Below are 26,015 nucleotides of genomic sequence, written 5' to 3' on the forward strand. Positions count from 1 at the left end.
GGGGTCTGACCCCGTACGGGGTCAGACCCCTAAGTGGTACGGCATGCGTATCACTTAGGTTGTGGGTCTCAGGCCAGTAGTTCGGCGTAACGGGCGATGTCTACATTGCCCCCGCTGATGATGATGCCTACACGTTTTCCTTGCAGTTGGGTTTTCATCGCGCGCGCAGCCGCCAAGCCCAAACACCCCGTCGGCTCCACCACCATCTTCATGCGCTCCGCAAAGAAGCGCATCTCGGCACGCAGCTGTTCATCGCTGGCCGTCAAAATATCATCCACATCGCGCTGAATAATCGGGAAGGTCAGCTTGCCCAGGTGCTGCGTCTGCGCGCCATCCGCAATGGTCTTCGGGGTTTCAATGTGCACGATGCTGCCGCTGCGGAACGACTGCTGGCCATCGTTGCCCGCCTCCGGCTCCACGCCGTACAGCTTGGCCGCAGGCGACAAGGCACGCGTCGCCAATGCCGTGCCGCTCAACAGGCCACCGCCGCCCAGCGGCGCAAACACCGCGTCCAACAAGCCCACTTCTTCAAACAGTTCCTTGGCCGCCGTCCCCTGCCCCGCAATCACGTCCGCATGATCGTATGGCGGAATCAAGGTCAAGCCATGCTTGGCCGCCAGGTCGCGGCCGATTTGCTCGCGGTCTTCCTTGTAGCGGTCGTAAATCACCACCTGCGCACCATAGCCCTTGGTGGCGGCAATCTTGGCCGGCGGCGCATCATGCGGCATCACGATGGTGGCCGGAATGCCCAGCAGCTTGGCCGACAACGCAATCCCCTGCGCGTGATTCCCCGACGAGAACGCCACCACGCCGGCCTTGCGCTGCGCCGGCGTAAACTTGGCCAGCGAGTTGTAGCTGCCGCGGAATTTGAACGCCCCCATGCGCTGGAAGTTCTCGCACTTGAAGTACACCTCGGCGCCCAGCGCCTCGTTGACGGTGCGCGAGGTCAGCACCGGCGTCGCGTGCGCCACGCCAGCAATGCGCTCCGACGCTGCAACCACGTCGGCAAAAGTTGGGAGTTTCAGTTCGCTCATGATGGATTCCTGGGTGGATTAACGCGCGTCGTTGTATACGGTGGCGCGGGATACGTTGAGATAGGCGGCGACAATGTCCATGGCCCGCCGCACGTCGCTGAGGCCCGATTCTTTCAGCTCGCGCATCAGGGCTTTGCGCTCGTCGGCTTTCAGCGCGCGCGGCGTGGTGCCGAGACGCGCCGCAAACTGGTCGATGCGCAATCGGATAGCGTCGGCTCCTGAAGGCCCCATGGTTTCGCTGACAGCCGCTGCCGTGTCCACGCTGCCGAACTGCGTCAGCATGGTGTTCAGACTGCGGAACACGGTCAGGTCGACGTTCAGGCACAGCGCGGCCACGTACCGGCCTTGGCTGTCTTTGATACCGATCGAGGTGCTCTTGGCCAGACGGCCGTCAGGGAAAGTGTTGGGATAGTTGGCAATCACCTGCTCAAACGCCGGATCAGCCGCGCGCGCGAGACCCAGCTCGGTCGCAGGCGCGCCCACGCTGCGCCCGGACAGGTTGTTGTGGATCGCCAGGATGGCGTGCTCCGGCTCGGTCAGGTCGTGCAGCACCACTTCGCAGAACGGCGCGAGGGTTTTGCCCAGTCCGTCCGCCACGTGCTGCATCTGCGCCAGCAGGTTTTGATGTTCGGCAGTTTTCTTCATCCGAACATTTTATCTTATTTTAGATTTTTTGTTTAATTGGATGTCAGCCTCTAATTTCACGCCGCCACACGTTCGTATAATCGGTAGACAACTACAACCTTTGGAGACGCAAATGAAATTCCTCGCATTCATCGCCGCAACGGCCCTGAGCATTGCCCCGGCCTTCGCCCAAAACACCACGCCGGCTGGCCTGTGGAAAAACATCGATGATGAAACCGGCAAGCCGAAAGCACTGATCCGCATCACCGAGACCAACGGCGTGCTGACCGGCCAAATCGAAAAGCTGTTCCGCGACGCCAACGAAGACCAGAATCCGAAGTGCGAAAAATGCAGCGACGCGCGCAAGGATCAACCGATCCTTGGCATGACCATCCTGTCGAACCTGAAAAAAGACGGCGATGAATACGCCGGCGGCGAGATCCTCGACCCGAACAACGGCAAGGTCTACAAAAGCAAGCTGCACCTGACCGACGGCGGCAAGAAGCTGAGCGTGCGCGGCTACATCGGCGTGCCAATGCTGGGCCGCTCGCAGACCTGGGTACGCGAGCAGTAATTCCTACTGCTTCATGCCTTTGCCGGTGGCAGTCCAGTAGATACCACCCATCAAATGCGCAAGGTACTGCGGATCGCGGTACATATTGCCGTCATGCCCGAGGGCCGTCACGAACACGCGGCCCTTCTCCGCGTAGTGATACCAGCTCAGCGGGTGCTCCTTGCCCATGCCATGCGACACCTGCCCCGGCCAGATCTTGGTGGGGTCGTAGCTGCTCTCATCGACGTTCAGCACCGGGTTGATCTTGACCTGGTAGGGATTGTCGAACACGTAGAACTCATCGCTCCAGATCCAGTGATCCGGCAAGCCGAAGGCGGCGGGGAATTTGCTGTCGACCACATCGACCACGCCGGTTTGCAGCATCGGGTGATTGCCGGTGCGGCGGCCGACCAGCTTTTCATACCACGGCCAGGTGTTGGCCGGGATGATCAGCGAACGGTGCACCAGCATGGCGTTGCCGCCGGCCTTCATGTAATCCTCGAACTTCTTGCGGCGCGCTTCGTTGAGTTCTTCCGGCGGCGTGTTCAGGAACATCACGGCGGCATACTGCGACAGGTCGCCGTCGAACACTTCCGGCTTGTTGGTGTAGGTCATTTCGAAAGCGTGCAGCTTGCCCAGTCGCTCGAAGCTCTCGCGGGCAATCGGGATGTATTCGTAGTGGTATTTGCTCGGCATGGCCAGCACCAGGATTTTGTACTGCGTGTCGGCCCATGCGCTGGACATCATCATTACCCCGGCCGCAGCGGCCAGCACCAGTTTTTTCATCGTCTCCTCCGTTAAAGTTAGCGCTACCATTTTGCTGTAGTCTAACCCAAGGTGATACGATTTGGCCAAATGAAAATAATTCTCAACTTCATCGGTATCGTGGCGGTGATCCTGGGCGTGCTGGGCATCTTCCTGCCCTTGCTGCCAACCACGCCTTTCCTGCTGTTAGCGTCGGCCTGCTTCGCGCGCGCCTCGCCACGCATGCACAACTGGCTGCGCAACAACCGCGCCTTCGGCAAATACCTGCGCGACTACGAAAACGGCGCCGGCATTCCCCTGCGCGGCAAGGTGTGGATCCTGATCTTCATGTGGGGCTCGATGAGCTACTCGATCTGGCGTTCGGAGGCGCTGTGGCTGCGCCTGCTGGTTGTGCTGATCGGCACGTGCGTGACCATCTACCTGACCCGCTACGTGCCGACCATGCGCATCGAGAAGAAGTAATTACGTCGCTTGCTTGGTCGGCATCACTACCACTTGCTGCAAGTTCACGTGCTTAGGCTGCGCCGCGAGGAAGCCCACGACTTCGGCGATATCCTGCGGTTGCAGGAACTCCATGCTTTGCTGCGCGCCGGCCAGCCAGTCTTTCGCACCCTGGAACGTCCAGTGGCCTTGCAGCTCGGTCTCGGTGATGCCCGGCTCGATCATCGAGACGCGGATATTCTTCGATCCCAGTTCTGCGCGCAGGTGGCGAGTCAGGTGGCTGACGTAGGCCTTGGTGCCGCTGTAGACTGCAAAATACGGGTAGATGTTCTGGCCGGCGATGGACGAGGTGTTGATCAGATCCACGGTGGCGCCGGCTGCGGCGTTCGCGGCCAGTTGCGGAATGAAGGCAGAAATCACGCGCATCACACCGGTAACGTTGAGGTCGATCTGGTGTTCCCACTGGTCGATCTGGCGTTCTTCAATCGCGCCTGGCAGCATCACGCCGGCGTTGTTGAAGACCAGATCGGCCGGGCCGTAAGCTGCTTCGACCGCAGCCGCAGCGGCGTCCACCGAAGCTTGGCTGGTGACATCCACCGCCAAGGCCATTGCCTCGCCGCCGGCGGCGCGAATCTGATTCACCAATTCATCCAGCACGTCTTTGCGGCGGGCCAGCACGGCCACCTTGGCGCCGCGCGCGGCCAGCAGTTTAGCGGTGGCGAAGCCGATGCCGCTGGAGGCGCCGGTAATGACAGCAACACGATTTTCCATGGTAGTTCTCCTGTTTGGTTAATGCCGGAAAGCGCCGGCGACAGGTGAACTATAGGCAAATGACCGCAACCAAAGTAGTCGCAAAAATCCGTTTTAGTCGCAACTAAAAGTTTATACACGCAGCTCTTTTGGCGACAGATAGAACTGCTTGCTGTCCAGCAGGCGGTCGATAATGAAGTCAATGAAATGCCGCACCCGGCCCGGCATATCGGCCCGTTGTGGGAAGTACAGGAAGAAGCCCATACGCTCGCTGACGTAATCGGCCAGCAGCGGTTTCAGCAAGCCGGCGCGAATGGCGGCGGCGGCGTTGATGCTGTCGATCTGGCCGATGCCGATACCGGCCAGCACGGCGTGCATTTCGGTGTCGGGATCGTTGCTGAGCAAGACTGGCGTGACGTGGTGGAACACGGTGTCGCCGTCGATCTCAAATTCCCATGCCATAGGGCGGCCGCTGCCCGGCTGGCGATAGGCCGTGCAGCGATGCGACTGCAAGTCGTGCACGGTGCGCGGCGTGCCGTGGCGCTTCAGGTAAGCGGGCGTGGCGCAGACGATTTGCTGCACCGGGAATAAACGGCGGCTGACGATTTGTGCATCCGGCGGATTACCGCCCCGGAAGCCGACATCGATACGGTCGTGCACCAAGTCGCTAAAGCCATCCTCTTGAATCAGGTCGATTTGGATGTTGGGATATTTGGCCTGGAACTCGGCCAGCAAGGGCATCAAGATTTTGCGGCCCATCGAGCCGGAGGCCGCGACGCGGATCAGGCCCTCATCCTCGCGCGCCGCGTTGCGTGCGCGGGCCAGTGCGCCGACCACGCCTTCGAGGCTGGGCTTGATGGATTCCAGCAGCCGCTGGCCTTCCTCGGTCAAGGAGCTATTGCGCGTGGTGCGGTGAAACAGGCGCACGCCCAGATGCTGTTCGAACTGGCGGATGGTTTTACTGACGGCTTGCGGCGTGGTGCCCTGCGCTTCGGCGACCTTGTTAAAGCTGCCCAGTTCGGCAGCCTTGATGAAGGTCGAGATGGCGCGCAGTTCATCCATGTTTGCGCTTGGCGAGATGCCGATCAAGGCTGTTGGCGAAATTCTGGCGGTCGGACTGGCTGAAGGCGGCCGGGCCGCCGGTGTCGACGCCGCTGCCGCGCAGTTCATCCATGAAAGCGCGCATGGTCAGCATTTGCGCGATGTTGTCGTTGGTGTAGAACTCGCCGCGCGGATTCAGCGCGTGGCCACCCTTCTTCAATACATCGGATGCCAGCGGGATATCGCCGGTGATCACCAGGTCGCCCGGCTCCAGCAGGCGCACGATTTCCTGATCCGCCACGTCGGCGCCGGACGGCACTTGCACCGAACGGATGAAGCGCGATGGCGGCACGCGCAGCAACTGGTTGGCCACCAGCGTCACTTGCATCTGCACGCGGTCTGCCACGCGAAAAAGGATATCCTTGATGACGGCAGGACAGGCGTCAGCATCAACCCAGATCTGCATCATTGATCCCACAATTCGCCGTTAGGATTGGTGCGCGGCGGCGTGACGCCGAAGTGCTTGTAGGCTGCTGCCGTGGCAACGCGGCCGCGTGGCGTGCGTTGCAGGAAGCCTTGCTGGATAAGGTACGGTTCCAATACGTCTTCAATCGTATCAGCTGCTTCGCCGATGGCTGCGGCCAAGTTGCCGATGCCGACCGGGCCACCGCCGAACTTGTACAGCACCGCTTCCAGCAGCTTGCGATCCATGACGTCGAAGCCGACCGTGTCCACGTCCAGCATCACCAGCGCGGCGTCGGCTACGGATTTGGTGATTTCGCCGTTGCTCTTTACTTCCGCGTAGTCGCGCACGCGGCGCAGCAGGCGGTTGGCGATACGCGGCGTGCCGCGCGCGCGGCGGGCGATCTCGTGTGCGCCATCTTCGTCGATGTGGGCTTTCAGCAGCGCGGCGCTACGCGTGACGATTTGCGTCAGCTCGGCAGTGTTGTAGAACTCAAGACGGGCGACGATGCCGAAGCGGTCGCGCAGCGGATTGGTCAGCATACCGGCGCGGGTGGTGGCGCCGACTAGCGTGAACGGCTGCAAATCCAGCTTGACCGAGCGCGCGGCCGGGCCTTCGCCGATCATGATGTCGATCTGGTAGTCTTCCAACGCCGGGTACAGAATCTCCTCCACGACCGGCGACAGGCGGTGAATCTCGTCGATGAACAAGACGTCGTTGGCTTCCAGGTTGGTCAGGATCGCGGCCAGGTCGCCCGGACGCTCCAGCACCGGGCCGGAAGTCTGGCGCAGGTTCACACCCATCTCGCGGGCGATGATGTTGGCCAGCGTGGTTTTACCGAGGCCCGGTGGGCCGAACAGCAAGGTGTGATCGAGCGCTTCCTTGCGCTTGCGGGCGGCGGAAATGAAGATTTCCAGCTGATCGCGGATCTTGGCCTGCCCGACATACTCATCGAGATGCTTGGGACGCAGGGCGCGTTCGATCGCCTCTTCATTGGGAGAAGACGGCGCCGCGTCGATGATGCGCTGCTCGGTAAAATTATCGGTCTGTATGCTCATACAGTTATTTTACCCTGCCTTGACGATCACGCCGTCATCAATTACCCCTTGGAGAGGGCTTTGAGGGCTTGTTTGATGCCGTCGGAGACGGAAGCGCCGGCGGGTACAGTTTTGAGCGCCAGCAGCGCTTCTTTGTCGGAGTAGCCCAGCGCCAGCAGGGCGTTGAGGATGTCCGATTGCGAGTCCGGCGCAGCGTGCGCACCACCCGCGCCAATGTCCGCGCCGAGCTTGCCTTTCAGTTCCAGCAGCAGACGCTCGGCGGTTTTTTTGCCGATGCCGGGCACTTTCACCAGGCGGCCGGCTTCTTGCAGAGTCACCGCTTGCGCCAAGTCCGCAATCGACATGCCGGACAAGATCGACAACGCGGTGCGCGCGCCCACGCCGGTAATTTTGATCAGTTGACGGAACACGGCGCGCTCTTCGGCATTGCCGAAGCCAAACAGCAGGTGCGCATCTTCGCGGATCGCCTGATGCGTGAACAGCACTACTTTCTCGCCCACGCCCGGCAGGTTGTAGAAGGTGCTCATCGAGACGTCGACTTCGTAGCCGACGCCACCAACATCCACCAGCAGTTGCGGCGGATTTTTTTCAAGCAGAATCCCGGAGAGACGTCCGATCATGTTTTACCTTTAGAAGAAGTTAGCCGACCAGGCGGCCACGGCGCATGCGCAAGCCAGCCAGCGGGCCGTTGGCGGTGGCGTTGGTGCCGCCGGCGATCAGGGTCAGTGTTTCGCGGCTGTGCGCGTGGCAGATGGCGATGCCGAGCGCATCAGCCGCATCGGTTCCCGGCATGCCCGGCATCGACAGCAAGCGAACCACCATTTCCTGCATCTGCGCTTTCACCGCGCGGCCAGTGCCGACGATGGCTTTTTTGATTTGTGTTGGGGAATACTCGGCTACGCTCAGGTCGGCCGACACCAGCGCGCAAATCGCCGCGCCGCGTGCTTGACCCAGCAGCAGAGTCGATTGCGGATTGACGTTGACGAACACTTGTTCAATCGCGGCGCAGTCTGGATTGTAGGTGCGGGCGACTTCGCCCACGCCATCCAGAATCACCTTGAGCCGCGTCGGCAAATCGCCTTCGCCGCTCTTGATGGTGCCGGAGGCGATGTAGCGCAGCTTGTTGCCCTGCTTTTGTATGACGCCAAAGCCAGTGGTGCGCAAGCCGGGGTCGATGCCGAGAATAATCATTTACGGATTGTATGCAGTAAAGAAAAAGCCCGCAAGCGTTTCCCCCGGCCGGCGCACCAGGCTGGTATATAGTGCTGTTTTACTCCTGCCGATTGCGCCGCCCGACATGCATGTCCAGACCTTACGTTACTTCCTGATGGTCGCCACCACCGGCAGCTTCCTCGCCACCGCGCGCCACTTCGAGGTACCGGCATCGTCGGTCTCGCGTTTCATCGCGTCGCTGGAAAAGGAACTGGGACAGCAGCTGTTTTACCGCAGCACGCGCGCGGTCCGGCTGACCGAGCAGGGACAGCGCTACTACGCGCAAGTGCGCCAGGCGGTCGAACTGCTCGACAGCGCCGCCGAGCAGTTCGACAACGCCGCCAGCGCCATTCGCGGGCTCGTCAAGATCAACGCCGGGGAATCGCTGGGCCGGCTGCACCTGGGCGCCCTGGTCAACCAGCTGCAGGCCAGATACCCCGAGCTGGAGGTGGAACTCACCCTGAGCAATACCTACATCGATCCGGTCCAGGAAGGCGCCGACATTACGGTACGGGTGGGGCGCCTGGTCGATTCCGGCCTGATCGGCAAGGTCGTGTGCACACAACGCTATGTGCTTGCCGCCAGTCCGGCCTACCTGGCGGAACACGGCACGCCGCAGACCCCGGAAGACCTGCTGCAGCACAGTTGCCTGCTGTACAAAGGTGTCTACGAACCGCAGCGCTGGCATTTCCGCCAGTCCGCGCAGCAGCCCTTTGAGCCGCTGGTGGTGAGCGGCCCGCTACGCAGCAACAATTCCGAGGTGTTGGTCAACGCCGCCATGGCCGGCCGCGGCATCGTGCTCTTCCCCACCTGGATCTACTCGCCGAGCAGCTTCCAGGACGGCAGGCTGGTGCGGCTGCTGGCCGACTGGGACCTGGCCCCCTACGCGGACGAGGTGCACATCCAGATCCTGTCGCCCGAGAACAGGCTGCGCTCGCAAAAAGTGCGCGCGGTGTCCGCCTTCCTGGCCGAAGCGATCGGCTCGCCGCCGTATTGGGACGCGATCGCTTAGCGTAGCGCGTGGCGGCAAAAATGCAGTTTCCGCAAAACTGAAATGCCGGCGCCACGGATTGTCCGGGCGCAGGGCCAGCCCTATCATTTTCCCTGTCATTGAATCCATAGGAGAGCAGCATGACAGGGGCAAATAAAGTCGCCACCAACACGCCCATGCAGGCGGGGAAAAATCACGATGCGCTGGGCGCCTTCCACCCGCTGGGCCGCATCGGCGAACCACGCGAAGTGGCCGACGCCATCATCTTCCTCGAACAGGCGACGTTTGTCACGGGCGAAGTCATCCACGTCGACGGCGGCCGTCACGCCGGCCGCTGAACCGCCTTCGCGCCGCATCGCTCATCACGGGTGAGCCCACCCGATCCGATTTTTACAAGGAGTACTTCCATGAACACCACGCATGTGGCCGACTATTTCAAGGCCTTGAGCAACAAGGACACCCAAGGCATCGTTCCCCACCTGGCGGAAAACATCGTCCTGCTGGGACCGATCTTCCCGGAGCCGACGGCAGGAAGGGAGGCGGTGGTACAGATACTGTCCGGCTTCCTTGCCACGATAGACACGCTCGAAGTCAACCTCACGTTTGCATCCGGGCGCGACGTGGCCGTGTTCTTCAGCTTCTCGTGCAACGGCATCACGGTCAAGGGCAACGAGCACCTTCACCTCGATGAGAACGGCCTGATCGACCAGATTGAAGTGGCATGGCGACCGCTGCCCGACGCGGTGCGCATCCAGGAAATCTTCGCGCATAAACTGGGCTTTGAACCGATGCGGCTGGTATCGGCCAACGCTGCCGTCTGATCGCTTTTTCGCTGCAACGTCCCCAGGGCGGCGCGTGCCTTCACCGGCGGCGCCGCCCTTTTTCAATTCATTTTCACGAGTGTGAACATCATGACCAATTCAAACTACCAAGCGCTTGAACGCTATACGGCACAGGTGCTGCTGGGCGATGTGTGGAACCGCCCGCAACTGTCCAGACGCGACCGCAGCATCATCACCCTGTCCGTGCTGATCGCCCGTAACCAGAGTGCAGCGCTGCCGCATTACCTCGACCTCGCGCTCGATCATGGCGTGCGGCCCAGCGAGATCTCCGCCATGCTCGCGCATCTCGCGTTTTATTCAGGCTGGGGCAACGCGATGGCGGCGGCGGAAGCCGTGCAAGCCGTCTTTGCCCGGCGCGGTATTGAGGCGAACGCGCCAGCGCCGGCCGCACCGCTGCCCCTGGACGACAGCGCGGAGCAACGGCGCCACGCCATCGTCGAGCGCAAATACGGGGCGATTGCGCCGGGCCTGGTGCAGCTGACCAGGGATGTGATCTTCCAGGATCTGTGGCTGCAACCGGAACTGTCGCTACGCGATCGTTGCCTGGTGACGATTTGTTCTGTGATTGCGACTGCCCAGACTGCACAGCTGGCGTTTTACCTGAACCGGGCCATGGATAACGGCGTGAGCCGGGCGGAGCTGTCGGAAGTGATGACGCAGCTGGCGTTGTATTCTGGCTGGTCGAGCGTCTATACGGCGCTTGCGGTCATGAAGGAGGTATTGGAGAGCCGGCCTGACTGACCGGCCCGGTGTTGCGGGCTTAGCGGCCGGCGTGCTGGCCGCCGTCCACGTGGATGATTTCGCCCGTGACGAATTCCGCGGTTTCCAGGTAAGCGATGGCGCCGGCCACCTCGCTCGCATCGCCGACACGACCCAGCGGATGGTACTTGCCAAAGAACTGCAGGTTTTCCTCAGCGTGCATCGGCGTGCGGATCACGCCGGGCGCCACGGCGTTGAAGCGGATGCGCCGGTCGGCGTACTCGATCGCCAGCGCGCGGGTGGCCGCGTTCAGGCCGCCCTTGGTCAGGCCCGCCAGGCCCGTGTAGACGCCGCCACTCATGCCATTGTCGATGCTGCCTGTCACCGTCACCACGTGGCCGCCCGCCTGCTTTTCGATTTCAGCCAGCGCCAGCTGGGTGATGTGGAAGAAGCCCGCCATGTTCACGTTCATGATGGCGTTGTAGTCGTCGAAGGTGAACTCGGTGAACGGCTTGCCGATGTAAATGCCGGCATTGTTGACCAGTGTGTCCACACGGCCGAAGCGCGCAACCGCTTCGGCCACGATGCGTTGTGCGGTGGCGCGGTCGCCGATGTCGCCGGCCACGGTCACGATGTCAGGATCGTCGGACGGCTTGATCGTGCGCGAGGTTGCCACCACGCGGTAATCCAGCTGGCGATACGCCTTGACGATGGCGGCGCCGATACCCTGCGATGCGCCCGTAACGATAACGACTTTTTTTGCTGTGCTCATGCTGATTGCTCCTGAAAGTTTTGCGTTCAGGCCGATCAAAGCGTCGGCCCGTGCAGAAATAATAGGTGCAGCCATGCACAGCAACAATCCGCCCGCGCCGCATTTCATTTTTGCTGAAACAGCATTTTTGTCCGGGCATGAAAAAACCCCAGGGGCCGGGCGGCGCCTGGGGTTGTGCGGCACGCGGCCGGCGATCGGTAATGGATCAGTGACGGAAGTGGCGGGTGCCGGTGTACACCATGACGACGCCACGCTCGTCGGCGGCGTCGATTACTTCCTGGTCGCGCATCGAGCCGCCTGGGTGGATCACGCAGGTCGCGCCCGCATCGACCACCACGTCCAGGCCGTCACGGAACGGGAAGAACGCATCCGACGCCACCACCGAACCCGCCAGCGACAGGCCGGCATTCTGCGCCTTGATCGACGCGATACGTGCCGAGTCGATGCGGCTCATCTGGCCGGCGCCCACGCCCAGGGTCATGTTGTTACCGCAGAAGACGATGGCGTTCGACTTCACGTACTTGGCCACGCGCCATGCGAACATCATGTCCTGCAGTTCCTGCTGGGTAGGCTGCTTCTTGCTGACTACGCGCACGTCGTTCAGCAGCACGTTCTTCGAGTCAGCCGACTGCACCAGCAGGCCGCCGCCCACGCGCTTGAAGTCCATGGCGTTGACGCCGTCGCCCAGCGGGATTTCCAGCAGACGCACGTTCTGCTTGGCCGACAGGATTTGCTTGGCTTCAGCGGTGAACGAAGGCGCGATCAACACTTCCACGAACAGCTTGGCCAGTTCAGTTGCAGCAGCCGCATCCACTTCCACGTTGAAGGCGATGATGCCGCCGAACGCCGAGGTTGGATCGGTTTGCAGCGCGCGCTTGTACGCATCGACAGCATTCGCGCCCAGCGCCACGCCGCACGGATTAGCGTGCTTCACGATCACGCAAGCAGCCGACTGGTCGAAGCCGCCCATGCTCTTCACGCATTCCCACGCCGCGTCCGCATCAGCGATGTTGTTGAACGACAGTTCCTTGCCTTGCAGCTGCTTGTAGTTGGCCAGTGCACCAGGGGTGGTCACCACGTCGCGGTAGAACGCCGCCGACTGGTGCGGGTTTTCGCCGTAGCGCATGTCCTGCACTTTTTCGAAGGCCACGTTCAGCTTGGCTGGGTAGGCGCTGCGGGTCGCATGGGCGCGGGTAGCATCCAGGCTGGTCAGGTAGTTAGCGATCGCGCCGTCGTACTGCGCAGTGTGCGAGTAGACCTTGGTGGCCAGGGTGAAACGGGTGTCGTAGCTGACATAGCCCGGTGCGTTGTCGGTGGTTTTCATTTCCGCCAGCACCACGCCGTAGTCGGCTGGATCGCAGATCACCACCACGTCCTTGTGGTTCTTGGCTGCCGAACGCAGCATGGCTGGGCCGCCGATGTCGATGTTCTCGATGGCGTCGTCCAGGGTGCAGTCGTCTTTAGCGACGGTGGCCTGGAACGGGTACAGGTTGACCACCACCATGTCGATGGTCGGAATGCTGTGCTCTTCCAGTTTAGCCACGTGCTCTGGGAAATCGCGGCGGGCCAGGATGCCGCCGTGGACTTTCGGGTGCAGCGTTTTGACGCGGCCATCCAGCATCTCCGGGAAGCCGGTGTAGTCGGCAACTTCGGTCACGGCAACGCCGTTGTCGGCCAGCAGTTTGGCGGTGCCGCCGGTCGACAGAATGTTGACGCCCATGGCGGACAGCGCGCGCGCGAAGTCCAGCACACCGGTTTTGTCGGATACGGAGATGAGAGCTTGTTTAATCATGGCTATGAATGACTAGGGTGGTTAAATAATTCGTGCGGGCCGGCAGCGCGGCCGTCCCCAGCCACTCAATGCCGGATGGAACAGGCGCTTTTACAGCAGGCCGTGCTCTTGTAATTTCTTGCGCAAGGTATTGCGGTTGATGCCCAGCATCTGCGCCGCGTGCGACTGGTTGCCGTCGGCACGGGTCATGACCACTTCCAGTATCGGCTTTTCAACGGTCAGCACAACCATGTCGTAAATGTTCGATGCCTGTTGCTCGCCCAGATCGGCAAAGTACTCTTCGAGACTCTTCTGGACTACTTCCTGGATACTTTCTTTGCTCATTTTTTTTCGTTCGCTATGTAATCTGTTGACGCTGGCAAATCGATCCGGCTTGTGGCTGGAAACGTTTACCCTTCTGATATTGTGGCTTTTTTAGTACTATCTCGCACCGTTTAGGCGACCTGCAATTCTTCAGAGAGGCGGTATTGTAACCGTTCGCCGTAACTCCATTGAGATTCGAAGAATTGATCCACGGCAAGCAATTGTTCTTCAGTGGATTCCAGTAGGTTCATCCGTTGTCGGAATTCTTCACCGCCTTGCAGATCGCGCACGTACCAGCCGATGTGCTTGCGGGCGGTGCGCACGCCGAGATAGTCGCCGTAGAAGGCGTAGTGGGCGCGCAAATGTTCATCCATCAGCGCGCGCACTTCGTCCACGTACGGGGCCGGCAAGTGCTTGCCGGTGCGCAGGTAATGGTCGATCTCGCGGAAGATCCACGGTCGGCCTTGGGCGGCGCGGCCCACCATGACGGCGTCGGCGCCGGTGACATCCAGCACGTACTTGGCTTTTTCCGGCGAGGTGATGTCGCCGTTGGCCACTACTGGAATTGAAACCGATTTCTTCACGGCGGCAATGGTGTCGTACTCGGCGTCACCTTTGTAGCCGTCGGCGCGGGTGCGGCCGTGCAAGGTCAGCATGGCAATGCCGGCGTCCTCGGCAATGCGCGCGATTGTCAGCGCGTTTTTGTTCTCGCGATCCCAGCCGGTGCGGAATTTCAGCGTGACCGGCACGGCGACCGCGCCCACCACGGCATCGACGATGCGTTTGACCAGCTCCTCATCTTGCAGCAGGGCCGAACCGCACCACGCGTTGCAGACTTTCTTGACCGGGCAGCCCATGTTGATATCGATGATCTGGGCGCCGCGCTCGACGTTGAAACGGGCGCAGTCGGCCAGGTCTTTGGGGTCGGCGCCGGCAATTTGCACGGCTTTCGGCTCCATCTCACCGGTGTGGTCGGTGCGGCGCGAGCTCTTCTCGGTCGCCCACAACCGCGGGTTGGAGGCCGCCATTTCAGACACCGCATACCCCGCGCCCAGCTCCTTGCACAGCTGGCGGAAAGGACGATCCGTGACTCCCGCCATGGGGGCGACGAAAACGTTGTTGCGCAGTAAATGAGGGCCGATTTGCACTGACAATACCTAAAAGGGGGAGAAGGAACCTTCTATTTTAACCGAAGCCCTGCTCAAATAATAAGCACTATTTTTTATGAATTCGGCAAATGTGCAGTCTGAATGTTATGAACTGTTGTTTCCGTGCGTAAATTTAAAGCACGAACGTTAGATCACATCGTCCATCGCTGCCAGGGCAAGGTGCCCGACTTCGCCCCAGCTATCCAGCACCAGTTTTCCCTCAGAAATGGTGAACCGGTTAATGCTGGCATTCTTGACCTGGAAGTCGCGCGGGCTGTCCAGCTGGATGCCGCGCGCTTCGCGGTAGGCGCACTCCAGCACGCCGCCGTGGGCTACCACCGCCACGGTCTGGCCCACATGGCGCGCGGCCACGGCGCGCAGGCCGGCGATGGCGCGGTCGTAGAATTGGTGGAAGCTTTCGGCCACGCGGTCGCCGGCCGGCATCACGGCCTCAACGTCGCGCGCCTGCCAGCGGGCGAAGTCGTCCGGGTATTGCTGCTGGATGTCCTGGTACAGCATGCCTTCAAACACGCCGTAAGCGCGCTCGCGCAATTGGGCGTCGGTTTGCAGGCCCAGGCCGGCGTGCAGCGCGGCGACCGCTTGCGCGGTTTGCATGGCGCGCTGCAAGTCGCTGGAGACGATGGCGTCCAGCTTGTCAGCGGCCAATGCGCGTGCCAGGGCGGCGGCTTGACGCTCGCCCTCCTGGTTCAGCGGAATGTCGATATGGCCTTGCAGGCGGCGCACAGCATTCCATGCCGTCTCGCCGTGGCGGATCAATAAAATCGTGGTGTCAGTCATTTTATTTGGCGTTGGTTTGCAACCAGAAAGTCACCGGGCCATCATTGGTGAGTGACACTTTCATGTCGGCGCCAAACTGGCCGGTCTGTACTGTCTGATGTTTCGAGCGCGCCTGTTCGACAAAGTAATTGAACAGACGCAGTCCATCGGCAGGCGCAGCAGCCGGCGTGAACGACGGCCGCGTGCCAGACTTGGTGTCGGCCGCCAGCGTGAACTGCGGCACCAGCAGCAGGCCGCCTTGCGTATCGGTCACGCTGCGGTTCATCTTGCCCGCATCGTCGGCGAACACACGGTAACCGAGCAGCTTCGTGAGCAGCGCGTCCGCTTCTTTTTCCGTGTCGTTGCGCTCGGCACAGACCAGCACCATCAAACCGGCGTCGATGGCGCCTATCGTCACGCCATCGACTACCACGCTGGCGCTGCTGACGCGTTGCAGCAGCGCGATCATGCGGACAGGGTCACGCGCGCAAACTTGCGCTTGCCGACTTGCAGCACGAAGGTGCCGGCTTGCAGTTGCAACGCCTTGTCGCTGATGACAGCGCCGTCAACGCGCACGCCGCCCTGCTCCACCATGCGCATGGCTTCCGAAGTGGAAGCGCACAGGGTGGCTTGCTTCAGCAGTTGCGCCACGCCCAGCGGTGCGCCGGCCAGCGCCACTTCCGGGATGTCGTCCGGGATGCCGCCTTTCGAGCGGTTGACGAAGTCGGCCAGTGCATCTTCCGCCGCTTGCTGCGAGTGGAAGCGCGCCACGATTTCTTGTGCGATGGCGACCTTGGCGTCGCGCGGGTTGCGGCCGCCGGCGATCTCGGCCTTCAGCGCAGCCACGTCGGCGATCGAGCGGAACGACAGCAGATCGAAGTACTTCCACATCATGTCGTCGGAGATGCTCATGATCTTGGCGAACATGGTGTTGCCCGGCTCGGTGATGCCGATGTAGTTGTTCTTCGACTTGGACATTTTTTCAACGCCGTCCAAACCTTCCAGCAGCGGCATGGTCAAAATACATTGAGGCTCTTGACCGTAGTCCTTTTGCAGTTCGCGGCCCACCAGCAGATTGAATTTCTGGTCGGTGCCGCCCAGTTCGAGGTCGGCTTTCAGGGCCACCGAGTCGTAGCCCTGCATCAGCGGGTACAGGAATTCGTGCACGGCAATCGGCGTGCCATTTTTAAAGCGCTTGGTGAAATCGTCGCGCTCCATCATGCGCGCCACGGTGTAGCGCGATGCCAGCTGAATCATGCCGCGCGCGCCCAGCGGATCGCACCACTCCGAGTTGTAGCGGATCTCGGTCTTGGCCGGATCGAGCACCAGCGAGGCCTGCTTGAAGTAGGTCATGGCGTTTTGCTCGACCTGTTCCTTGGTCAGCGGCGGACGGGTGGCGTTGCGGCCCGACGGGTCGCCGATCATCGAGGTGAAGTCGCCGATCAGGAAGATCACCTGGTGGCCGAGGTCTTGCAGCTGGCGCATTTTATTCAGCACCACAGTGTGGCCAAGGTGCAGGTCAGGCGCGGTGGGATCCAGGCCCAGCTTGATGCGCAGCGGGACGCCGCTTTGTTCCGAGCGCGCCAGCTTTTGGGCGAACTCGCTTTCAATCAGCAACTCGTCGACACCGCGTTTGGTGATGGCGAGCGCCTCCTGGACGTTGTCGGATAACGGCAACGCTTTAGAGGGAGCCGGCGGTATCGAAGAAGAGGTAGTCATGGTTATTTAAGCGTATTTTTCAGAAAAAGGTAGGCAGCTTCAGGAGTTTGCTATAATCCTCGATCCATCAATCTTGCTGTACGATAACTAACAAAACTCATAATTAGAAGAAATAAAACGTTCCTGAATCGTTCAAGCGGCAAATTTTAACTGATTGCATGAACCAAATACATAAATTCACGAGCTCACGCTTGTTCAGTCTGCTAGGTTCCACGCGCAAGGCGCGCATCATCAGCGCGTCTGCATTGTTTCTCGCAGTATGTGCTTTTGGTGCCGCCGGCGTAGCGCCGCTCGCCCCTGATGCGTCCGATCTCCCGGTGAAAACTGTGCAGGAATCCGTGGTTGCACCGGATCTGGCGCCGCAGATCAACGCGCTGGAACAGCAGTCTTCCACTGCCCAATTCGTCCACGAAGAGAAAATCCGCGCCGGCGACACGCTGGCCACGCTGTTGACCCGCCTCGGCGTGGACGACGATGCGGCCGAAAACTTCATCAAGAAGGACAAGGTCGCAAAAGGCGTGATGCAGCTCAAGACCGGCAAGCGCGTGCAAGCGCAGACCGATGACGAAGGCAATCTGCAGTGGCTGCGCGCCACCGTGGTCGATGGCAAGGACGATCCGGTCACCAACATCAAAGTCACCCGCAAGGGCGACGGTTTTGTCGCCACCGCCGAACCAGCCAAGCTGGAGCGCCGCGTCGAGATGCACGCGCGTACCATTCGCTCGGGTTCGCTGTACGCGGCCACCGACTCCAACGAAGACGGCGCCAAGCTGCCGGACACCATCGTCAAGCAAATCATCGAGATGTTCTCGACCAACATCGACTTCCGTGGCGACCTGAAACGCGGCGACACTTTCAACGTGGTGTACGAAACCTTCTGGCAGGACGGCGAGTTTGTGCGCGCCGGCCGCGTGCTGGCGGGCGAGTTCACCAACAAGGGCACCACTTACCAGTCCGTGTGGTTTGAAGATCCGCAAAGCAAGCAAGGCGGCGGCTACTACAGCTTCGACGGCAAATCGCTGAAGAAAGCCTTCCTGAAATCGCCGGTGGAGTTCTCGCGTATTTCGTCCGGCTTCGCGATGCGCGTGCACCCGATTTCGGGCCAGTGGAAACAGCACAAGGGCATCGACTTCCCGGCGCCGACCGGCACCCCGATCCGCGCAGCGGGCGATGGCGTGATCGACTTTGCCGGCACCATGAACGGCTATGGCAACTTCATCATCATCAAGCACTGGAACAACTACACCACCGCCTATGCCCACATGAGCCGCTTCGGCAATGGCATGAAAAAAGGCGCGAAGGTGAACCAGGGTGATGTGATCGGCTATGTCGGCACCACCGGCTGGTCGACCGGCGCGCACTTGCACTACGAATTCCGCGTCGGTGGCGAGGCCAAGGATCCAAGCAAGATGAACGTGCAGGCGCAAGCGCCGCTGACCGCCGCTGAAATGGGCCGCTTCAAGGTCTACGCCAACGACATGATGCACCGCTTCGCGCTGCTGCGTCCGGCGGGCGGTGGTGGCGCCGCCACCCGCGTCGCGGCAAAATAACATCGCAGGCCAGTTCAGACTGGCCTGTTTTTTTTCACTCGATGACATTACGCGCGACCTTCAACGCCCTGCTCCTGTGCCTGCTTGCCGGGCATCCCTGCGTTCACGCTGCCGAGGCGCGGCCGCTGCTCACCGATTACACCCACACCGCCTGGACTGAACTGGACGGCGCGCCTACCGGCGCCACCAAGTTCGCGCAAGGCGCCGATGGCTGGCTGTGGATCGCCACGCCGACCGGCTTGTATCGCTTTGACGGCGTGCACTTCGAGCGCGTTACCACGGTCTACGGCCAGCCACTCGCGTCCAGCAACATCATGGCGCTGACCATAGCGCCCGATGGTGCGGTGTGGGTCGGCTATCGCGTCGGCGGGGTTTCGGTGTTCCGCAAGGATGGCGCGCATACCTACGTGGAAGCGGACGGCTTGCAACCGGTCGGCGTCATGCATATTGAAGTCGCGCCGGACGGCGCGGTATGGGCGGCCATGCGCGACGGCTTGGCGATCCTGCCGAAAGGCGGCCAGCGCTTCCAGTACTTGCCGGCTGACGCCGGCGTGCCGGCGCTGGGCGTATTCCAAGTGCTGTTCGCGCGCGATGGCACGACGTGGATCGGCACCAACATCGGCGCGTTCTTCCGCAAGCGCGGCGACAGCCGCTTCACGCAGGCATGGCCGCGCGACACGGCGCTGGTGGCACTCAATGAAGCGCCGGACGGCACGATCTGGGCCAACGATTTCAAGCACAACAACTACAAGGTGCGCGTGACCGAACCGGCCGCCGGCGTCACCATCCAGCCCGAGTTCGAAGGCGACGCCGTGCGCTGGGATCGCCGCAGCACCATGTGGGTCACCCACTCCTACAGCATAGAACGCAAGTTGCCGGGCGGCGGTGGCGACCAGCACGTCTCCAAGTCCGAGCGCCTCAGCGGCCCGATGCTGGGCGCCACCTTTGAAGACCGCGAGGGTAATTTATGGATCGGCACCTCGCGCGGCGTCGACCGCTTGCGCCGCAATCGCCTGCACACCACGCCGGTGGTCAAGCAGCTGGAATACCCGGCGCTGGTGGGCGGCCCGGACGGCGAGATGTGGGTCGGCGACTACGGCACGGCCGACTTGTGGAGCTTTAGCCCGGACGGCCGCCTGCGCCGCCAGGCAGAGGGAGCGCTGACCGCCAGCTACACCGCCCCCGACGGCGCGGTATGGCTAGGCAACCTCGATGGCGTGCGGCGGCTTGACCGCGATGGCAGCATCATCTACGCGCCGTTCCCGAACGCAGTGAAAAATCTGCGCGTGCATGCGCTGCAGCAGGATCGCCACGGGCGCCTGTGGGCATCCTTCTCGGCCGGCAAGGGCGTCTACCAGTTGAGCGACGGGCAGTGGGTTAAATCCGGCGGACGGCAAGGCTTGTCCGAGCTACTGACCACCACCATGACGCTCGACCACGCGGGCGATTTGTGGCTGGGCCACCTGCGCAGCCAGATCACCGTGGTCGGCGATAGCAGCGTGCGCGTGCTGGGGCCGGCGCAAGGCCTGCAACTCGGTACCATCTTGTCGCTGCAAGTGGAAGATCAAACCATGTGGGTCGGCGGCGAGAACGGCGTGGCGCTGTATCGCAACGGCCGCTTTACCACCTTGCTCGGCACCAACAACGAAGCGTTTCGCGGCGCCTCCGGCATCGTCCACATTCCCGGCGGCGACCTGTGGATCAACGGCGCCGAGGGCTTGTATCGCCTTGCCGCCGCCGATCTTGCCAAGTGGCTCAAGGACGAGCGCGGCAGCGTGGCGTTTGAGCGCTTCGATGCGCAAGATGGCATGCAGGGCCACGCGCCGCAGCTGCGCCCGGTGCCGTCGCTAAAGCGTTCGCGCGACGGCTTGCTGTGGTACGCCACCACGGGCGGCATTGGCACCATCGATCCGGCCAACATCCTGCGCAACCCGCTGCCGCCGCCGGTGGAGGTGGTCGGCTTGCTGGCGGACGGCGTACGCCAGGCTATCCCGCACGGCGACGTCATGGCGCTGCCGCAAGGCACGCGCGATATCCAGATCGACTTTACCGCGCTGGGCCTGTCGCTGCCGGAGCGCGTGCGCCTGCGCTACCGGCTGGTGGGCTTCGACCGCGCCTGGCAAGAGCCGGTCGGGCGGCGCCAGGCCTACTACACCAACTTAGCGCCGGGCAAGTATCGCTTTGAAGTAATCGCCTCCAACGAAGACAATGTCTGGAACGACAAGGGCGCGGTGCTGGAGATCGACATTCCACCGACCTTTGTACAGAGCGCGTGGTTCAAGGTATTGCTGGTGGCGCTGAGCCTGCTGCTGTTATACGCGGCCTATGCGCTGCGCATCCGCTACCTGACGCAGCGCCTGCAAGAGCGCTTGCATGAACGCCTGGCCGAGCGCACCCGCATCGCCCGTACCCTGCACGATACGCTGCTGCAAAGCATGCAGTCGCTGCTGCTATCGTTCGATGCGCACAGCCGGCACTTGAAGGAAGGCACGCAAGAGCGCATTCGGCTGGATCAAACCTTGAATCTGGCCGAGCAATTGCTGGTGGAGGGCCGCGACCAAATCATGGACTTGCGCGCCTGCTCGTCGCCCGAGGTATTGGCGCTGACGCTGGAGCAATTCGGCAAAGGCTTGGCCGAGCACCGCGCGCACCTGTTCGAAATCAAGGTCAGCGGCACGGCGCGGCAATTGCGCGCGGATGTGCACGACGAAATTTATGCCATCGCCCGCGAAGCGCTGTTCAACGCCTCGCGCTACGCCGACGCCAGCCGCATCACGCTGGAGATCGGCTACAGCAGCAGCGCCTTCGCCATGCACATCCGCGACAACGGCTGCGGCTTGGACGAGTCAGTCATGGCCTCGGGCTGCCGTCCCGGCCACTGGGGCCTACAAGGCATGCGCGAGCGCGCCAACCTCATCGGCGCCACGCTGACGATCGCCAGCGAAGCCGGCGAAGGCACCATCGTCACAGTAACCGTCCCAGCCAAGAAGGCCTACTGAACTATAATCAGGCGTTCACTCGGGAGACGCTATGGCTTTGTATATCGGTTTAATGTCGGGCACCAGCTTGGATGGTGTGGATGGTGCGCTGGCGCAGTTTAATGGCGAGGCGATCACTACGCTGGAGGCCGCTTACATTGCGTTCCCGCCATCGCTGCGGGCGGAGTTGATGGCGTTGCAGGCTAGCGGTGCGAATGAGATTGAGCGCGAGGCGCTGGCCGCGAATCAGTTGGCGCAGTATTACGCTCAGTGTGTGGCTGAATTGCTGCGCGAGTCCGGCAAGCAGGCCCAGGATGTGCGCGCGGTGGCGGTGCATGGGCAGACCATACGCCATCGTCCCGAGCTAGGCTTCACGCGCCAGACCAACAATCCTGCCTTGCTGGCCGAGTTGTGCGGAATCGATGTGATTGCAGATTTCCGCAGCCGCGATATCGCCGCTGGCGGGCAAGGTGCGCCATTGGTGCCGGCTTTCCATCAGGCCTTGTTTAGCAAGCAGGGACAGGCGCGCGTAGTGGCGAATATCGGCGGCATCTCCAACATCAGCGTGCTGAGCCGCGATGGGCGCGTGGCTGGTTTCGATACGGGGCCGGGCAATGTGTTGATGGATGGCTGGATCGCGCGCCATCGCCGGCAGGAATACGATGCGGATGGCGCTTGGGCGGCTAGCGGCAAGGTCATTCCTGATTTGCTGGCTGAGTTACTGAAGGAGCCTTACCTCGCGCTGCCTGCACCGAAAAGCACGGGCCGCGATTTGTTCCATCTCGATTGGCTGGATGCGCGTCTGGCCGTGCATCGCCCGGCCGCGCCGGAAGATGTGCAGCGCACCTTGACGCAGTACACCGCCGTCACGCTGGCCGATGCGATCAAGGCCTATGGCGGCGGTGCAGATGCTGTCTACATCTGCGGCGGCGGCGCCTACAACAGCGTGCTGATGGATGCGCTCGGCACAGAGCTGGGCAAGCAGGTACTGGTGGCGTCCACGCAAGCACTGGGCGTTGCGCCCAATCGCGTCGAAGCGCTGGCCTTTGCATGGCTCGGCTACCGATTCAGCGAGCGGCTGGCGGGCAATCTGCCGGCCGTCACCGGCGCGCAGGGTGAGCGCGTGCTGGGTGCGCTCTACCCGCGCTAACGCGCAATCCCGCGCAGGATCAGCTCTATCCCCGCCAGGAAATCGGCGCGGTCATCATGCTGGGGAAACTGCGCGGCGATGCTGCGCGTGAACGGATACTCGTCCGCATCCAGCGCCGACCACGCAGAGGCCACCTCGCCCAATATCGCAGTCCGGTCGCCGCCTAGCGCACGGCCCATCTGGGCATTGGCCGCGTTCTGCACGCTGACGCCGACGATGTAGCTCAACAGCGCCGACGCCGCAGCAAACTGCCCCGCCTCCGCCACGCCCATCGCCCTCACCTGTTGGCCTAGCCGTTCAAGGATGCGCACCATCGGCATCTGCAGCGGCGCGCGCGTGAGCGCCGGGCCCACCCATGGATGCGCATCAATCGCATCAAACAATCCCAGCGCCAGCGCGCGAATCACTTCCTGCGGCGCGGCGTCCGCCACCGGTGCGGCAAGCAGCGTGCGGGCGACAATCGCATCACAAGCGGCTGTCAGCAAATCACCCTTGTTGGCGACGTGCCAGTAGATTGCCCCTGCTCCCGTCGCCAGCCGCTCAGCCAAGGCGCGGAACGTGAGACCGCTCTCGCCACTGCTGTCCAGCAGCGCAATCGACTCTTCAATAATGCGCTCGCGGGACAGGCCATCCTCGCGGCGCGGTGTGTTTTTCATCATGGCCGCTATGTTGACATACCTGCGCCATTGCCGCAAAATCCAAATGGAACAACGTTCCATTATCGATGAATTATGAAAAACACACCAATTTCTATTATCGGCGCTGGGCTCGGTGGATTGATGCTGGCCCGCGTCCTGCACGTCCATGGCATTGCCGCCACCGTCTACGAGGGCGAAGCCTCGGCTGCGGCCCGCACACAAGGCGGCCTGCTCGACATCCATGATTTCAATGGCCAGCTCGCGCTCAAGGACGCCGGCTTGGTTGAAGAATTTACCGCGCTGATCCAGCACGGCGGCCAAGCCACGCGCGTGCTGGATCGCGAGGCCAACGTGCTGTTCGAGCAGCACGACGACGGCACCGGTGGCCGTCCCGAAGTCCAGCGTGGCGACCTGCGCCGCATCCTGTTGGAGTCGCTGCCGGAAAGCACTGTGCAATGGGGCCGCAAGCTGACGCAGGTGACTCCGCTAGGCAGCGGTCAGCACCAACTGCACTTTGCCGACGGCTCAACTGTCATCTGCGGCTTGCTGGTGGGCGCGGACGGCGCGTGGTCGCGCGTGCGCCCGCTGCTGTCCGACGCCAAGCCGGTCTACACCGGCACCGCGCTGATCGAAGCATGGCTGCACGACGCTGACCAGCGCCATCCAGCCAGCGCCGCTGCGGCAGGCGGCGGCTCCATGTTCGCGCTGGCGCCGGGGCAAGGCATCCTGTCGCACCGCGAGCCCAACGGTGTAGTCCATGCCTACATCGCGCTCAGCCGGTCGGAAGAATGGCTTACCAAGATCGACTTCAACGACGCCCCCGCCGCCAAGGCACGCATCGCCGCAGAATTTGAAAACTGGTCGCCGGCGCTGACCGCACTCATCACCGACAGCGATACTGCACCGGTGCTGCGCCTGATCCACGCCCTGCCAAACGAGCACCGCTGGCCGCGTATCCCCGGCGTCACGCTAGTCGGCGACGCCGCGCACCTGATGGCGCCATCCGGCGATGGCGCCAACCTCGCCATGTACGACGGCGCCGAACTCGCCAAGGCCATCGCCGCCCATCCCGGCAACCTCGATGCCGCGCTGGCTGCCTACGAGAGCGAACTCTTCCCCCGCAGCGCCAAGGCCGCCGCCGAAGCCGACGACGTCAACCAAGTCCTGTACGGCAATCACTCTCCGCACAGCCTCGTGAAAATGTTCACGCCATAAAAAGCGCACCAAACCTTCTATCCCAGCACCTGCTTCAACGATTGCGCTTCGAATAGCGCATCGCTCCAGGCTTCCAGTTGAGCCAAGCTAGCCTTGGTCAGCTTCTTCCGCGCAGTTTTCGATAGCGGGCCAAAACGCCACGTAATTTGCCGCTCCAACAACGCGATAGCCCCCTCCTTACGCCCCTGCTCCAGGCCCTTTTCCAAACCTTTTTCCCAACCTTTTTCCATGCCTTGCTTCAGGCCTTTTTCCAGGCCATTGTCGAAGAACATCTGCTCTAATGGATTGAGTAGTTCCATGTTGTGCTCCTTGTCCAATTGGACGGTCTCCCTCCAGTAGCGCTCCTGGTAAGACAGAGGTAAGGCCATCATCCAGTTAATCACTTTGAACAAAATAATTATGCGCTCTTTGCGCCAGCCATGTTGGTACAGTTGTTTGGTCAAGCGCCACTTGGCTGCGTAGAGTGCATCCGGGTCATGACGAGCTTGCTGTGCAAGTAGATGGGCCTGCGTCACCCAGGCAAATGGATTGTCCGAGGCGAGCAAGGTCTGATCGCGGCCAGCGTAATCGAGCAGTTTGGCAACGGGGAAAGTGATGCCCATCGTCGTCCCCAGCGTCTCAATATGAAAGCTATTAGGACGCCAGTTCGGATTTTCATCGGCTAACAGCACAAGGCTAGCCACCGGCCGCTTGTGCTCCCTGAAAATACGGTAGTTGTATTCAAACACGCGGCGCCCCAGCGAGGCATCATGCTGAGCTTGTACTTCAACGTGGATCAGCACCAAACCCAGTGTGCCATCACGCAAGCGCACCTCGACCAGCTTGTCGGCCACCATACCGTCCGGCGCTGAACCAAAGCCGATCCCAGCCAGCTCCTTGTCAAGAAAACGCGGGCGTTTCGACCAATCGACCTTGGGGGATAGCTCACTAAAAAAGAACGATATGAAGTCGCGGAACGCGTGCGTTAATACAGCCTTCCAGGGAACATCATAACGGGCGGGAGGGGCAAGGATCTGCATCAGCCCAGTCTATGACCGTACTCTGCAGCACCATTTGACAAGGCGCAATAAAAAACGGCGGCCCGCAGGCCGCCGTCCTTGTGGACAAGTCCGAATTTAAACCGAGAACGAGGAACCGCAGCCGCAGGTCGAAGTCGCGGTTGGGTTCTTGATCACGAACTGGGCGCCTTCCAGATCGTCCTTGTAGTCGATCTCCGCGCCAACCAGGTACTGGTAGCTCATCGAGTCGATCAACAGCTGGACGCCGTTCTTGACCATGGTGGTGTCGTCTTCATTGACGATTTCGTCGAAAGTGAAGCCATACTGGAAGCCGGAGCAGCCGCCGCCCTGCACGAATACGCGCAGTTTCAGGTCGGGATTGCCTTCCTCTTCGATCAGTTGGGCGACCTTTTCAGCAGCGCTATCGGTGAAGACGATAGGTGCTGGCATTTCGGCAACAGCATTCATTTCTAACTCCTACGAGAAAACAATTAAGGGCCAT

29 protein-coding genes are annotated in these 26,015 nt (G+C 61.7%); 10 read left to right on the plus strand and 19 right to left on the minus strand.

Translation table 11 applies throughout. From position 1 onward, the window contains the following. Positions 1–68: 68 nt before the first annotated feature. Together GTP45_RS03985 and GTP45_RS03990 are read right to left on the minus strand one after the other, a co-directional pair. Positions 69–1,034: a threo-3-hydroxy-L-aspartate ammonia-lyase gene (locus tag GTP45_RS03985; RefSeq protein ID WP_161012560.1), complete on the minus strand. Its 966-nt coding sequence runs from the start codon at positions 1,032–1,034 to the stop codon at positions 69–71. A gap of 18 nt (positions 1,035–1,052) precedes the next feature. Beyond that, positions 1,053–1,679, minus strand: a complete 627-nt coding sequence (locus tag GTP45_RS03990) for a helix-turn-helix transcriptional regulator (RefSeq protein WP_161012561.1) — start codon at positions 1,677–1,679, stop codon at positions 1,053–1,055. A 112-nt stretch (positions 1,680–1,791) separates the two neighbouring features. On the opposite strand from GTP45_RS03990, the gene GTP45_RS03995 reads away from it, so the two are divergent. After that, a complete protein-coding gene (locus GTP45_RS03995) occupies positions 1,792–2,232 on the plus strand; it encodes a DUF2147 domain-containing protein (RefSeq protein ID WP_161012562.1) in 441 nt (146 codons plus the stop codon). A gap of 3 nt (positions 2,233–2,235) precedes the next feature. Here the strand turns inward: GTP45_RS03995 and GTP45_RS04000 are convergent, their stop codons facing one another. Further along, on the minus strand, positions 2,236–2,997 hold the full coding sequence (locus GTP45_RS04000; protein WP_161012563.1) for a ThuA domain-containing protein: 762 nt from the start codon (positions 2,995–2,997) through the stop codon (positions 2,236–2,238). 69 nt (positions 2,998–3,066) lie between these two features. Between GTP45_RS04000 and GTP45_RS04005 the strand changes: the two genes are divergently transcribed. Further along, positions 3,067–3,438 carry a YbaN family protein gene (locus GTP45_RS04005; protein ID WP_161012564.1) on the plus strand — a complete coding sequence of 124 codons (372 nt, stop codon included), beginning with the start codon at positions 3,067–3,069 and terminating at the stop codon, positions 3,436–3,438. Here the strand turns inward: GTP45_RS04005 and GTP45_RS04010 are convergent, their stop codons facing one another. The 6 genes from GTP45_RS04010 to ruvC all read right to left on the minus strand — a co-directional run bounded on the left by GTP45_RS04010 (position 3,439) and on the right by ruvC (position 7,920). Then, complete coding sequence (locus GTP45_RS04010) at positions 3,439–4,188, minus strand: SDR family oxidoreductase (RefSeq protein ID WP_161012565.1); 750 nt, start codon at positions 4,186–4,188, stop codon at positions 3,439–3,441. It lies immediately after the preceding gene. 111 nt (positions 4,189–4,299) lie between these two features. After that, positions 4,300–5,229: a LysR family transcriptional regulator gene (locus GTP45_RS04015; RefSeq protein WP_161012566.1), complete on the minus strand. Its 930-nt coding sequence runs from the start codon at positions 5,227–5,229 to the stop codon at positions 4,300–4,302. Beyond that, positions 5,222–5,674 (minus strand): YaiI/YqxD family protein, encoded by a 453-nt coding sequence (locus GTP45_RS04020; RefSeq protein WP_161012717.1) that lies wholly within the window; start codon positions 5,672–5,674, stop codon positions 5,222–5,224. The genes GTP45_RS04015 and GTP45_RS04020 overlap by 8 nt, the downstream gene beginning before the upstream one ends. Further along, the gene (gene ruvB, locus GTP45_RS04025; RefSeq protein ID WP_161012567.1) at positions 5,674–6,729 is read right to left on the minus strand and encodes a Holliday junction branch migration DNA helicase RuvB; all 1,056 of its coding nucleotides are present in this window, start codon (positions 6,727–6,729) and stop codon (positions 5,674–5,676) included. Before ruvB ends, GTP45_RS04020 begins: the two co-directional genes overlap by 1 nt. A 41-nt stretch (positions 6,730–6,770) precedes the next feature. Beyond that, on the minus strand, positions 6,771–7,349 hold the full coding sequence (gene ruvA, locus GTP45_RS04030) for a Holliday junction branch migration protein RuvA (RefSeq protein WP_161012568.1): 579 nt from the start codon (positions 7,347–7,349) through the stop codon (positions 6,771–6,773). A gap of 19 nt (positions 7,350–7,368) precedes the next feature. Next, positions 7,369–7,920, minus strand: a complete 552-nt coding sequence (gene ruvC / locus GTP45_RS04035) for a crossover junction endodeoxyribonuclease RuvC (RefSeq protein WP_161012569.1) — start codon at positions 7,918–7,920, stop codon at positions 7,369–7,371. A 106-nt stretch (positions 7,921–8,026) separates the two neighbouring features. Between ruvC and GTP45_RS04040 the strand changes: the two genes are divergently transcribed. The 4 genes from GTP45_RS04040 (at position 8,027) to GTP45_RS04055 (ending at position 10,515) form a co-directional block, all read left to right on the plus strand. Then, entirely contained in the window at positions 8,027–8,953 is a 927-nt protein-coding gene (locus GTP45_RS04040) for a LysR family transcriptional regulator (RefSeq protein WP_161012570.1), read from the plus strand. Positions 8,954–9,072: 119 nt separating this feature from the next. Continuing rightward, a complete protein-coding gene (locus GTP45_RS04045; RefSeq protein ID WP_217363293.1) occupies positions 9,073–9,270 on the plus strand; it encodes an SDR family oxidoreductase in 198 nt (65 codons plus the stop codon). A gap of 69 nt (positions 9,271–9,339) precedes the next feature. Then, on the plus strand, positions 9,340–9,753 hold the full coding sequence (locus GTP45_RS04050; RefSeq protein WP_161012571.1) for a nuclear transport factor 2 family protein: 414 nt from the start codon (positions 9,340–9,342) through the stop codon (positions 9,751–9,753). A 90-nt stretch (positions 9,754–9,843) separates the two neighbouring features. Next, entirely contained in the window at positions 9,844–10,515 is a 672-nt protein-coding gene (locus GTP45_RS04055) for a carboxymuconolactone decarboxylase family protein (RefSeq protein WP_161012572.1), read from the plus strand. A gap of 19 nt (positions 10,516–10,534) precedes the next feature. Here GTP45_RS04055 and GTP45_RS04060 read toward each other — a convergent pair whose 3' ends face one another. The 7 genes from GTP45_RS04060 to tyrS all read right to left on the minus strand — a co-directional run bounded on the left by GTP45_RS04060 (position 10,535) and on the right by tyrS (position 16,984). Then, a complete protein-coding gene (locus GTP45_RS04060; protein WP_161012573.1) occupies positions 10,535–11,245 on the minus strand; it encodes an SDR family NAD(P)-dependent oxidoreductase in 711 nt (236 codons plus the stop codon). Between the two features lie 205 nt (positions 11,246–11,450). Further along, positions 11,451–13,037: a bifunctional phosphoribosylaminoimidazolecarboxamide formyltransferase/IMP cyclohydrolase gene (purH, locus tag GTP45_RS04065; RefSeq protein WP_161012574.1), complete on the minus strand. Its 1,587-nt coding sequence runs from the start codon at positions 13,035–13,037 to the stop codon at positions 11,451–11,453. 90 nt (positions 13,038–13,127) lie between these two features. Then, a complete protein-coding gene (locus tag GTP45_RS04070; protein WP_072788986.1) occupies positions 13,128–13,361 on the minus strand; it encodes a helix-turn-helix domain-containing protein in 234 nt (77 codons plus the stop codon). A gap of 110 nt (positions 13,362–13,471) precedes the next feature. Continuing rightward, on the minus strand, positions 13,472–14,488 hold the full coding sequence (dusB, locus tag GTP45_RS04075) for a tRNA dihydrouridine synthase DusB (protein ID WP_161012575.1): 1,017 nt from the start codon (positions 14,486–14,488) through the stop codon (positions 13,472–13,474). A gap of 147 nt (positions 14,489–14,635) precedes the next feature. Further along, positions 14,636–15,286, minus strand: coding sequence for a histidine phosphatase family protein (locus GTP45_RS04080; protein WP_161012576.1), 651 nt, complete (start codon positions 15,284–15,286; stop codon positions 14,636–14,638). A 1-nt stretch (position 15,287) separates the two neighbouring features. Continuing rightward, on the minus strand, positions 15,288–15,734 hold the full coding sequence (gene dtd / locus GTP45_RS04085; RefSeq protein WP_161012577.1) for a D-aminoacyl-tRNA deacylase: 447 nt from the start codon (positions 15,732–15,734) through the stop codon (positions 15,288–15,290). Next, positions 15,731–16,984, minus strand: coding sequence for a tyrosine--tRNA ligase (gene tyrS / locus GTP45_RS04090; protein WP_161012578.1), 1,254 nt, complete (start codon positions 16,982–16,984; stop codon positions 15,731–15,733). Before tyrS ends, dtd begins: the two co-directional genes overlap by 4 nt. Positions 16,985–17,142: 158 nt before the next feature. Here tyrS and GTP45_RS04095 point away from each other — a divergent pair, with 158 nt between their 5' ends. The 3 genes from GTP45_RS04095 to GTP45_RS04105 are packed head-to-tail and all read left to right on the plus strand — an operon-like array spanning position 17,143 to position 22,662. Further along, positions 17,143–18,534: a M23 family metallopeptidase gene (locus GTP45_RS04095; RefSeq protein WP_161012579.1), complete on the plus strand. Its 1,392-nt coding sequence runs from the start codon at positions 17,143–17,145 to the stop codon at positions 18,532–18,534. Between the two features lie 41 nt (positions 18,535–18,575). Then, positions 18,576–21,533: a sensor histidine kinase gene (locus GTP45_RS04100; protein WP_161012580.1), complete on the plus strand. Its 2,958-nt coding sequence runs from the start codon at positions 18,576–18,578 to the stop codon at positions 21,531–21,533. A 31-nt stretch (positions 21,534–21,564) separates the two neighbouring features. Further along, positions 21,565–22,662: an anhydro-N-acetylmuramic acid kinase gene (locus GTP45_RS04105; protein ID WP_161012581.1), complete on the plus strand. Its 1,098-nt coding sequence runs from the start codon at positions 21,565–21,567 to the stop codon at positions 22,660–22,662. Here the strand turns inward: GTP45_RS04105 and GTP45_RS04110 are convergent. After that, complete coding sequence (locus GTP45_RS04110; protein WP_161012582.1) at positions 22,659–23,321, minus strand: TetR/AcrR family transcriptional regulator; 663 nt, start codon at positions 23,319–23,321, stop codon at positions 22,659–22,661. The two genes, GTP45_RS04105 and GTP45_RS04110, sit on opposite strands and share 4 nt — an antisense overlap. Positions 23,322–23,393: 72 nt before the next feature. Here GTP45_RS04110 and GTP45_RS04115 point away from each other — a divergent pair, with 72 nt between their 5' ends. Further along, positions 23,394–24,515, plus strand: coding sequence for an FAD-dependent oxidoreductase (locus GTP45_RS04115; protein ID WP_161012583.1), 1,122 nt, complete (start codon positions 23,394–23,396; stop codon positions 24,513–24,515). 17 nt (positions 24,516–24,532) lie between these two features. Here GTP45_RS04115 and GTP45_RS04120 read toward each other — a convergent pair whose 3' ends face one another. Further along, the gene (locus GTP45_RS04120; RefSeq protein ID WP_161012584.1) at positions 24,533–25,534 is read right to left on the minus strand and encodes a DUF4351 domain-containing protein; all 1,002 of its coding nucleotides are present in this window, start codon (positions 25,532–25,534) and stop codon (positions 24,533–24,535) included. A gap of 96 nt (positions 25,535–25,630) precedes the next feature. Beyond that, entirely contained in the window at positions 25,631–25,981 is a 351-nt protein-coding gene (gene erpA, locus GTP45_RS04125; protein WP_092279321.1) for an iron-sulfur cluster insertion protein ErpA, read from the minus strand. Positions 25,982–26,015: the final 34 nt, after the last annotated feature.

The organism is Duganella rivi (assembly GCF_009857435.1).
Taxonomy (GTDB): domain Bacteria; phylum Pseudomonadota; class Gammaproteobacteria; order Burkholderiales; family Burkholderiaceae_D; genus Rugamonas; species Rugamonas rivi.

Excerpts from the sequence above, each read along its gene's own strand:
- GTP45_RS04005 (WP_161012564.1), top strand. The coding sequence starts at position 3,067 with ATGAAAATAATTCTCAACTTCATCGGTATCGTGGCGGTGATCCTGGGC.
- GTP45_RS04060 (WP_161012573.1), bottom strand. The coding sequence starts at position 11,245 with ATGAGCACAGCAAAAAAAGTCGTTATCGTTACGGGCGCATCGCAGGGT.
- erpA (WP_092279321.1), bottom strand. The coding sequence starts at position 25,981 with ATGAATGCTGTTGCCGAAATGCCAGCACCTATCGTCTTCACCGATAGC.
- GTP45_RS04100 (WP_161012580.1), top strand. The coding sequence starts at position 18,576 with ATGACATTACGCGCGACCTTCAACGCCCTGCTCCTGTGCCTGCTTGCC.
- GTP45_RS03990 (WP_161012561.1), bottom strand. The coding sequence starts at position 1,679 with ATGAAGAAAACTGCCGAACATCAAAACCTGCTGGCGCAGATGCAGCAC.
- ruvC (WP_161012569.1), bottom strand. The coding sequence starts at position 7,920 with ATGATTATTCTCGGCATCGACCCCGGCTTGCGCACCACTGGCTTTGGC.
- GTP45_RS04040 (WP_161012570.1), top strand. The coding sequence starts at position 8,027 with ATGCATGTCCAGACCTTACGTTACTTCCTGATGGTCGCCACCACCGGC.
- purH (WP_161012574.1), bottom strand. The coding sequence starts at position 13,037 with ATGATTAAACAAGCTCTCATCTCCGTATCCGACAAAACCGGTGTGCTG.
- GTP45_RS04045 (WP_217363293.1), top strand. The coding sequence starts at position 9,073 with ATGACAGGGGCAAATAAAGTCGCCACCAACACGCCCATGCAGGCGGGG.
- ruvA (WP_161012568.1), bottom strand. The coding sequence starts at position 7,349 with ATGATCGGACGTCTCTCCGGGATTCTGCTTGAAAAAAATCCGCCGCAA.
- dtd (WP_161012577.1), bottom strand. The coding sequence starts at position 15,734 with ATGATCGCGCTGCTGCAACGCGTCAGCAGCGCCAGCGTGGTAGTCGAT.
- GTP45_RS04070 (WP_072788986.1), bottom strand. The coding sequence starts at position 13,361 with ATGAGCAAAGAAAGTATCCAGGAAGTAGTCCAGAAGAGTCTCGAAGAG.
- GTP45_RS04120 (WP_161012584.1), bottom strand. The coding sequence starts at position 25,534 with ATGCAGATCCTTGCCCCTCCCGCCCGTTATGATGTTCCCTGGAAGGCT.
- GTP45_RS04050 (WP_161012571.1), top strand. The coding sequence starts at position 9,340 with ATGAACACCACGCATGTGGCCGACTATTTCAAGGCCTTGAGCAACAAG.
- GTP45_RS04115 (WP_161012583.1), top strand. The coding sequence starts at position 23,394 with ATGAAAAACACACCAATTTCTATTATCGGCGCTGGGCTCGGTGGATTG.
- GTP45_RS04110 (WP_161012582.1), bottom strand. The coding sequence starts at position 23,321 with ATGATGAAAAACACACCGCGCCGCGAGGATGGCCTGTCCCGCGAGCGC.
- ruvB (WP_161012567.1), bottom strand. The coding sequence starts at position 6,729 with ATGAGCATACAGACCGATAATTTTACCGAGCAGCGCATCATCGACGCG.
- GTP45_RS03985 (WP_161012560.1), bottom strand. The coding sequence starts at position 1,034 with ATGAGCGAACTGAAACTCCCAACTTTTGCCGACGTGGTTGCAGCGTCG.
- GTP45_RS04015 (WP_161012566.1), bottom strand. The coding sequence starts at position 5,229 with ATGGATGAACTGCGCGCCATCTCGACCTTCATCAAGGCTGCCGAACTG.
- GTP45_RS03995 (WP_161012562.1), top strand. The coding sequence starts at position 1,792 with ATGAAATTCCTCGCATTCATCGCCGCAACGGCCCTGAGCATTGCCCCG.
- GTP45_RS04105 (WP_161012581.1), top strand. The coding sequence starts at position 21,565 with ATGGCTTTGTATATCGGTTTAATGTCGGGCACCAGCTTGGATGGTGTG.
- GTP45_RS04000 (WP_161012563.1), bottom strand. The coding sequence starts at position 2,997 with ATGAAAAAACTGGTGCTGGCCGCTGCGGCCGGGGTAATGATGATGTCC.
- tyrS (WP_161012578.1), bottom strand. The coding sequence starts at position 16,984 with ATGACTACCTCTTCTTCGATACCGCCGGCTCCCTCTAAAGCGTTGCCG.
- GTP45_RS04095 (WP_161012579.1), top strand. The coding sequence starts at position 17,143 with ATGAACCAAATACATAAATTCACGAGCTCACGCTTGTTCAGTCTGCTA.
- GTP45_RS04010 (WP_161012565.1), bottom strand. The coding sequence starts at position 4,188 with ATGGAAAATCGTGTTGCTGTCATTACCGGCGCCTCCAGCGGCATCGGC.
- GTP45_RS04020 (WP_161012717.1), bottom strand. The coding sequence starts at position 5,674 with ATGCAGATCTGGGTTGATGCTGACGCCTGTCCTGCCGTCATCAAGGAT.
- GTP45_RS04080 (WP_161012576.1), bottom strand. The coding sequence starts at position 15,286 with ATGACTGACACCACGATTTTATTGATCCGCCACGGCGAGACGGCATGG.
- GTP45_RS04055 (WP_161012572.1), top strand. The coding sequence starts at position 9,844 with ATGACCAATTCAAACTACCAAGCGCTTGAACGCTATACGGCACAGGTG.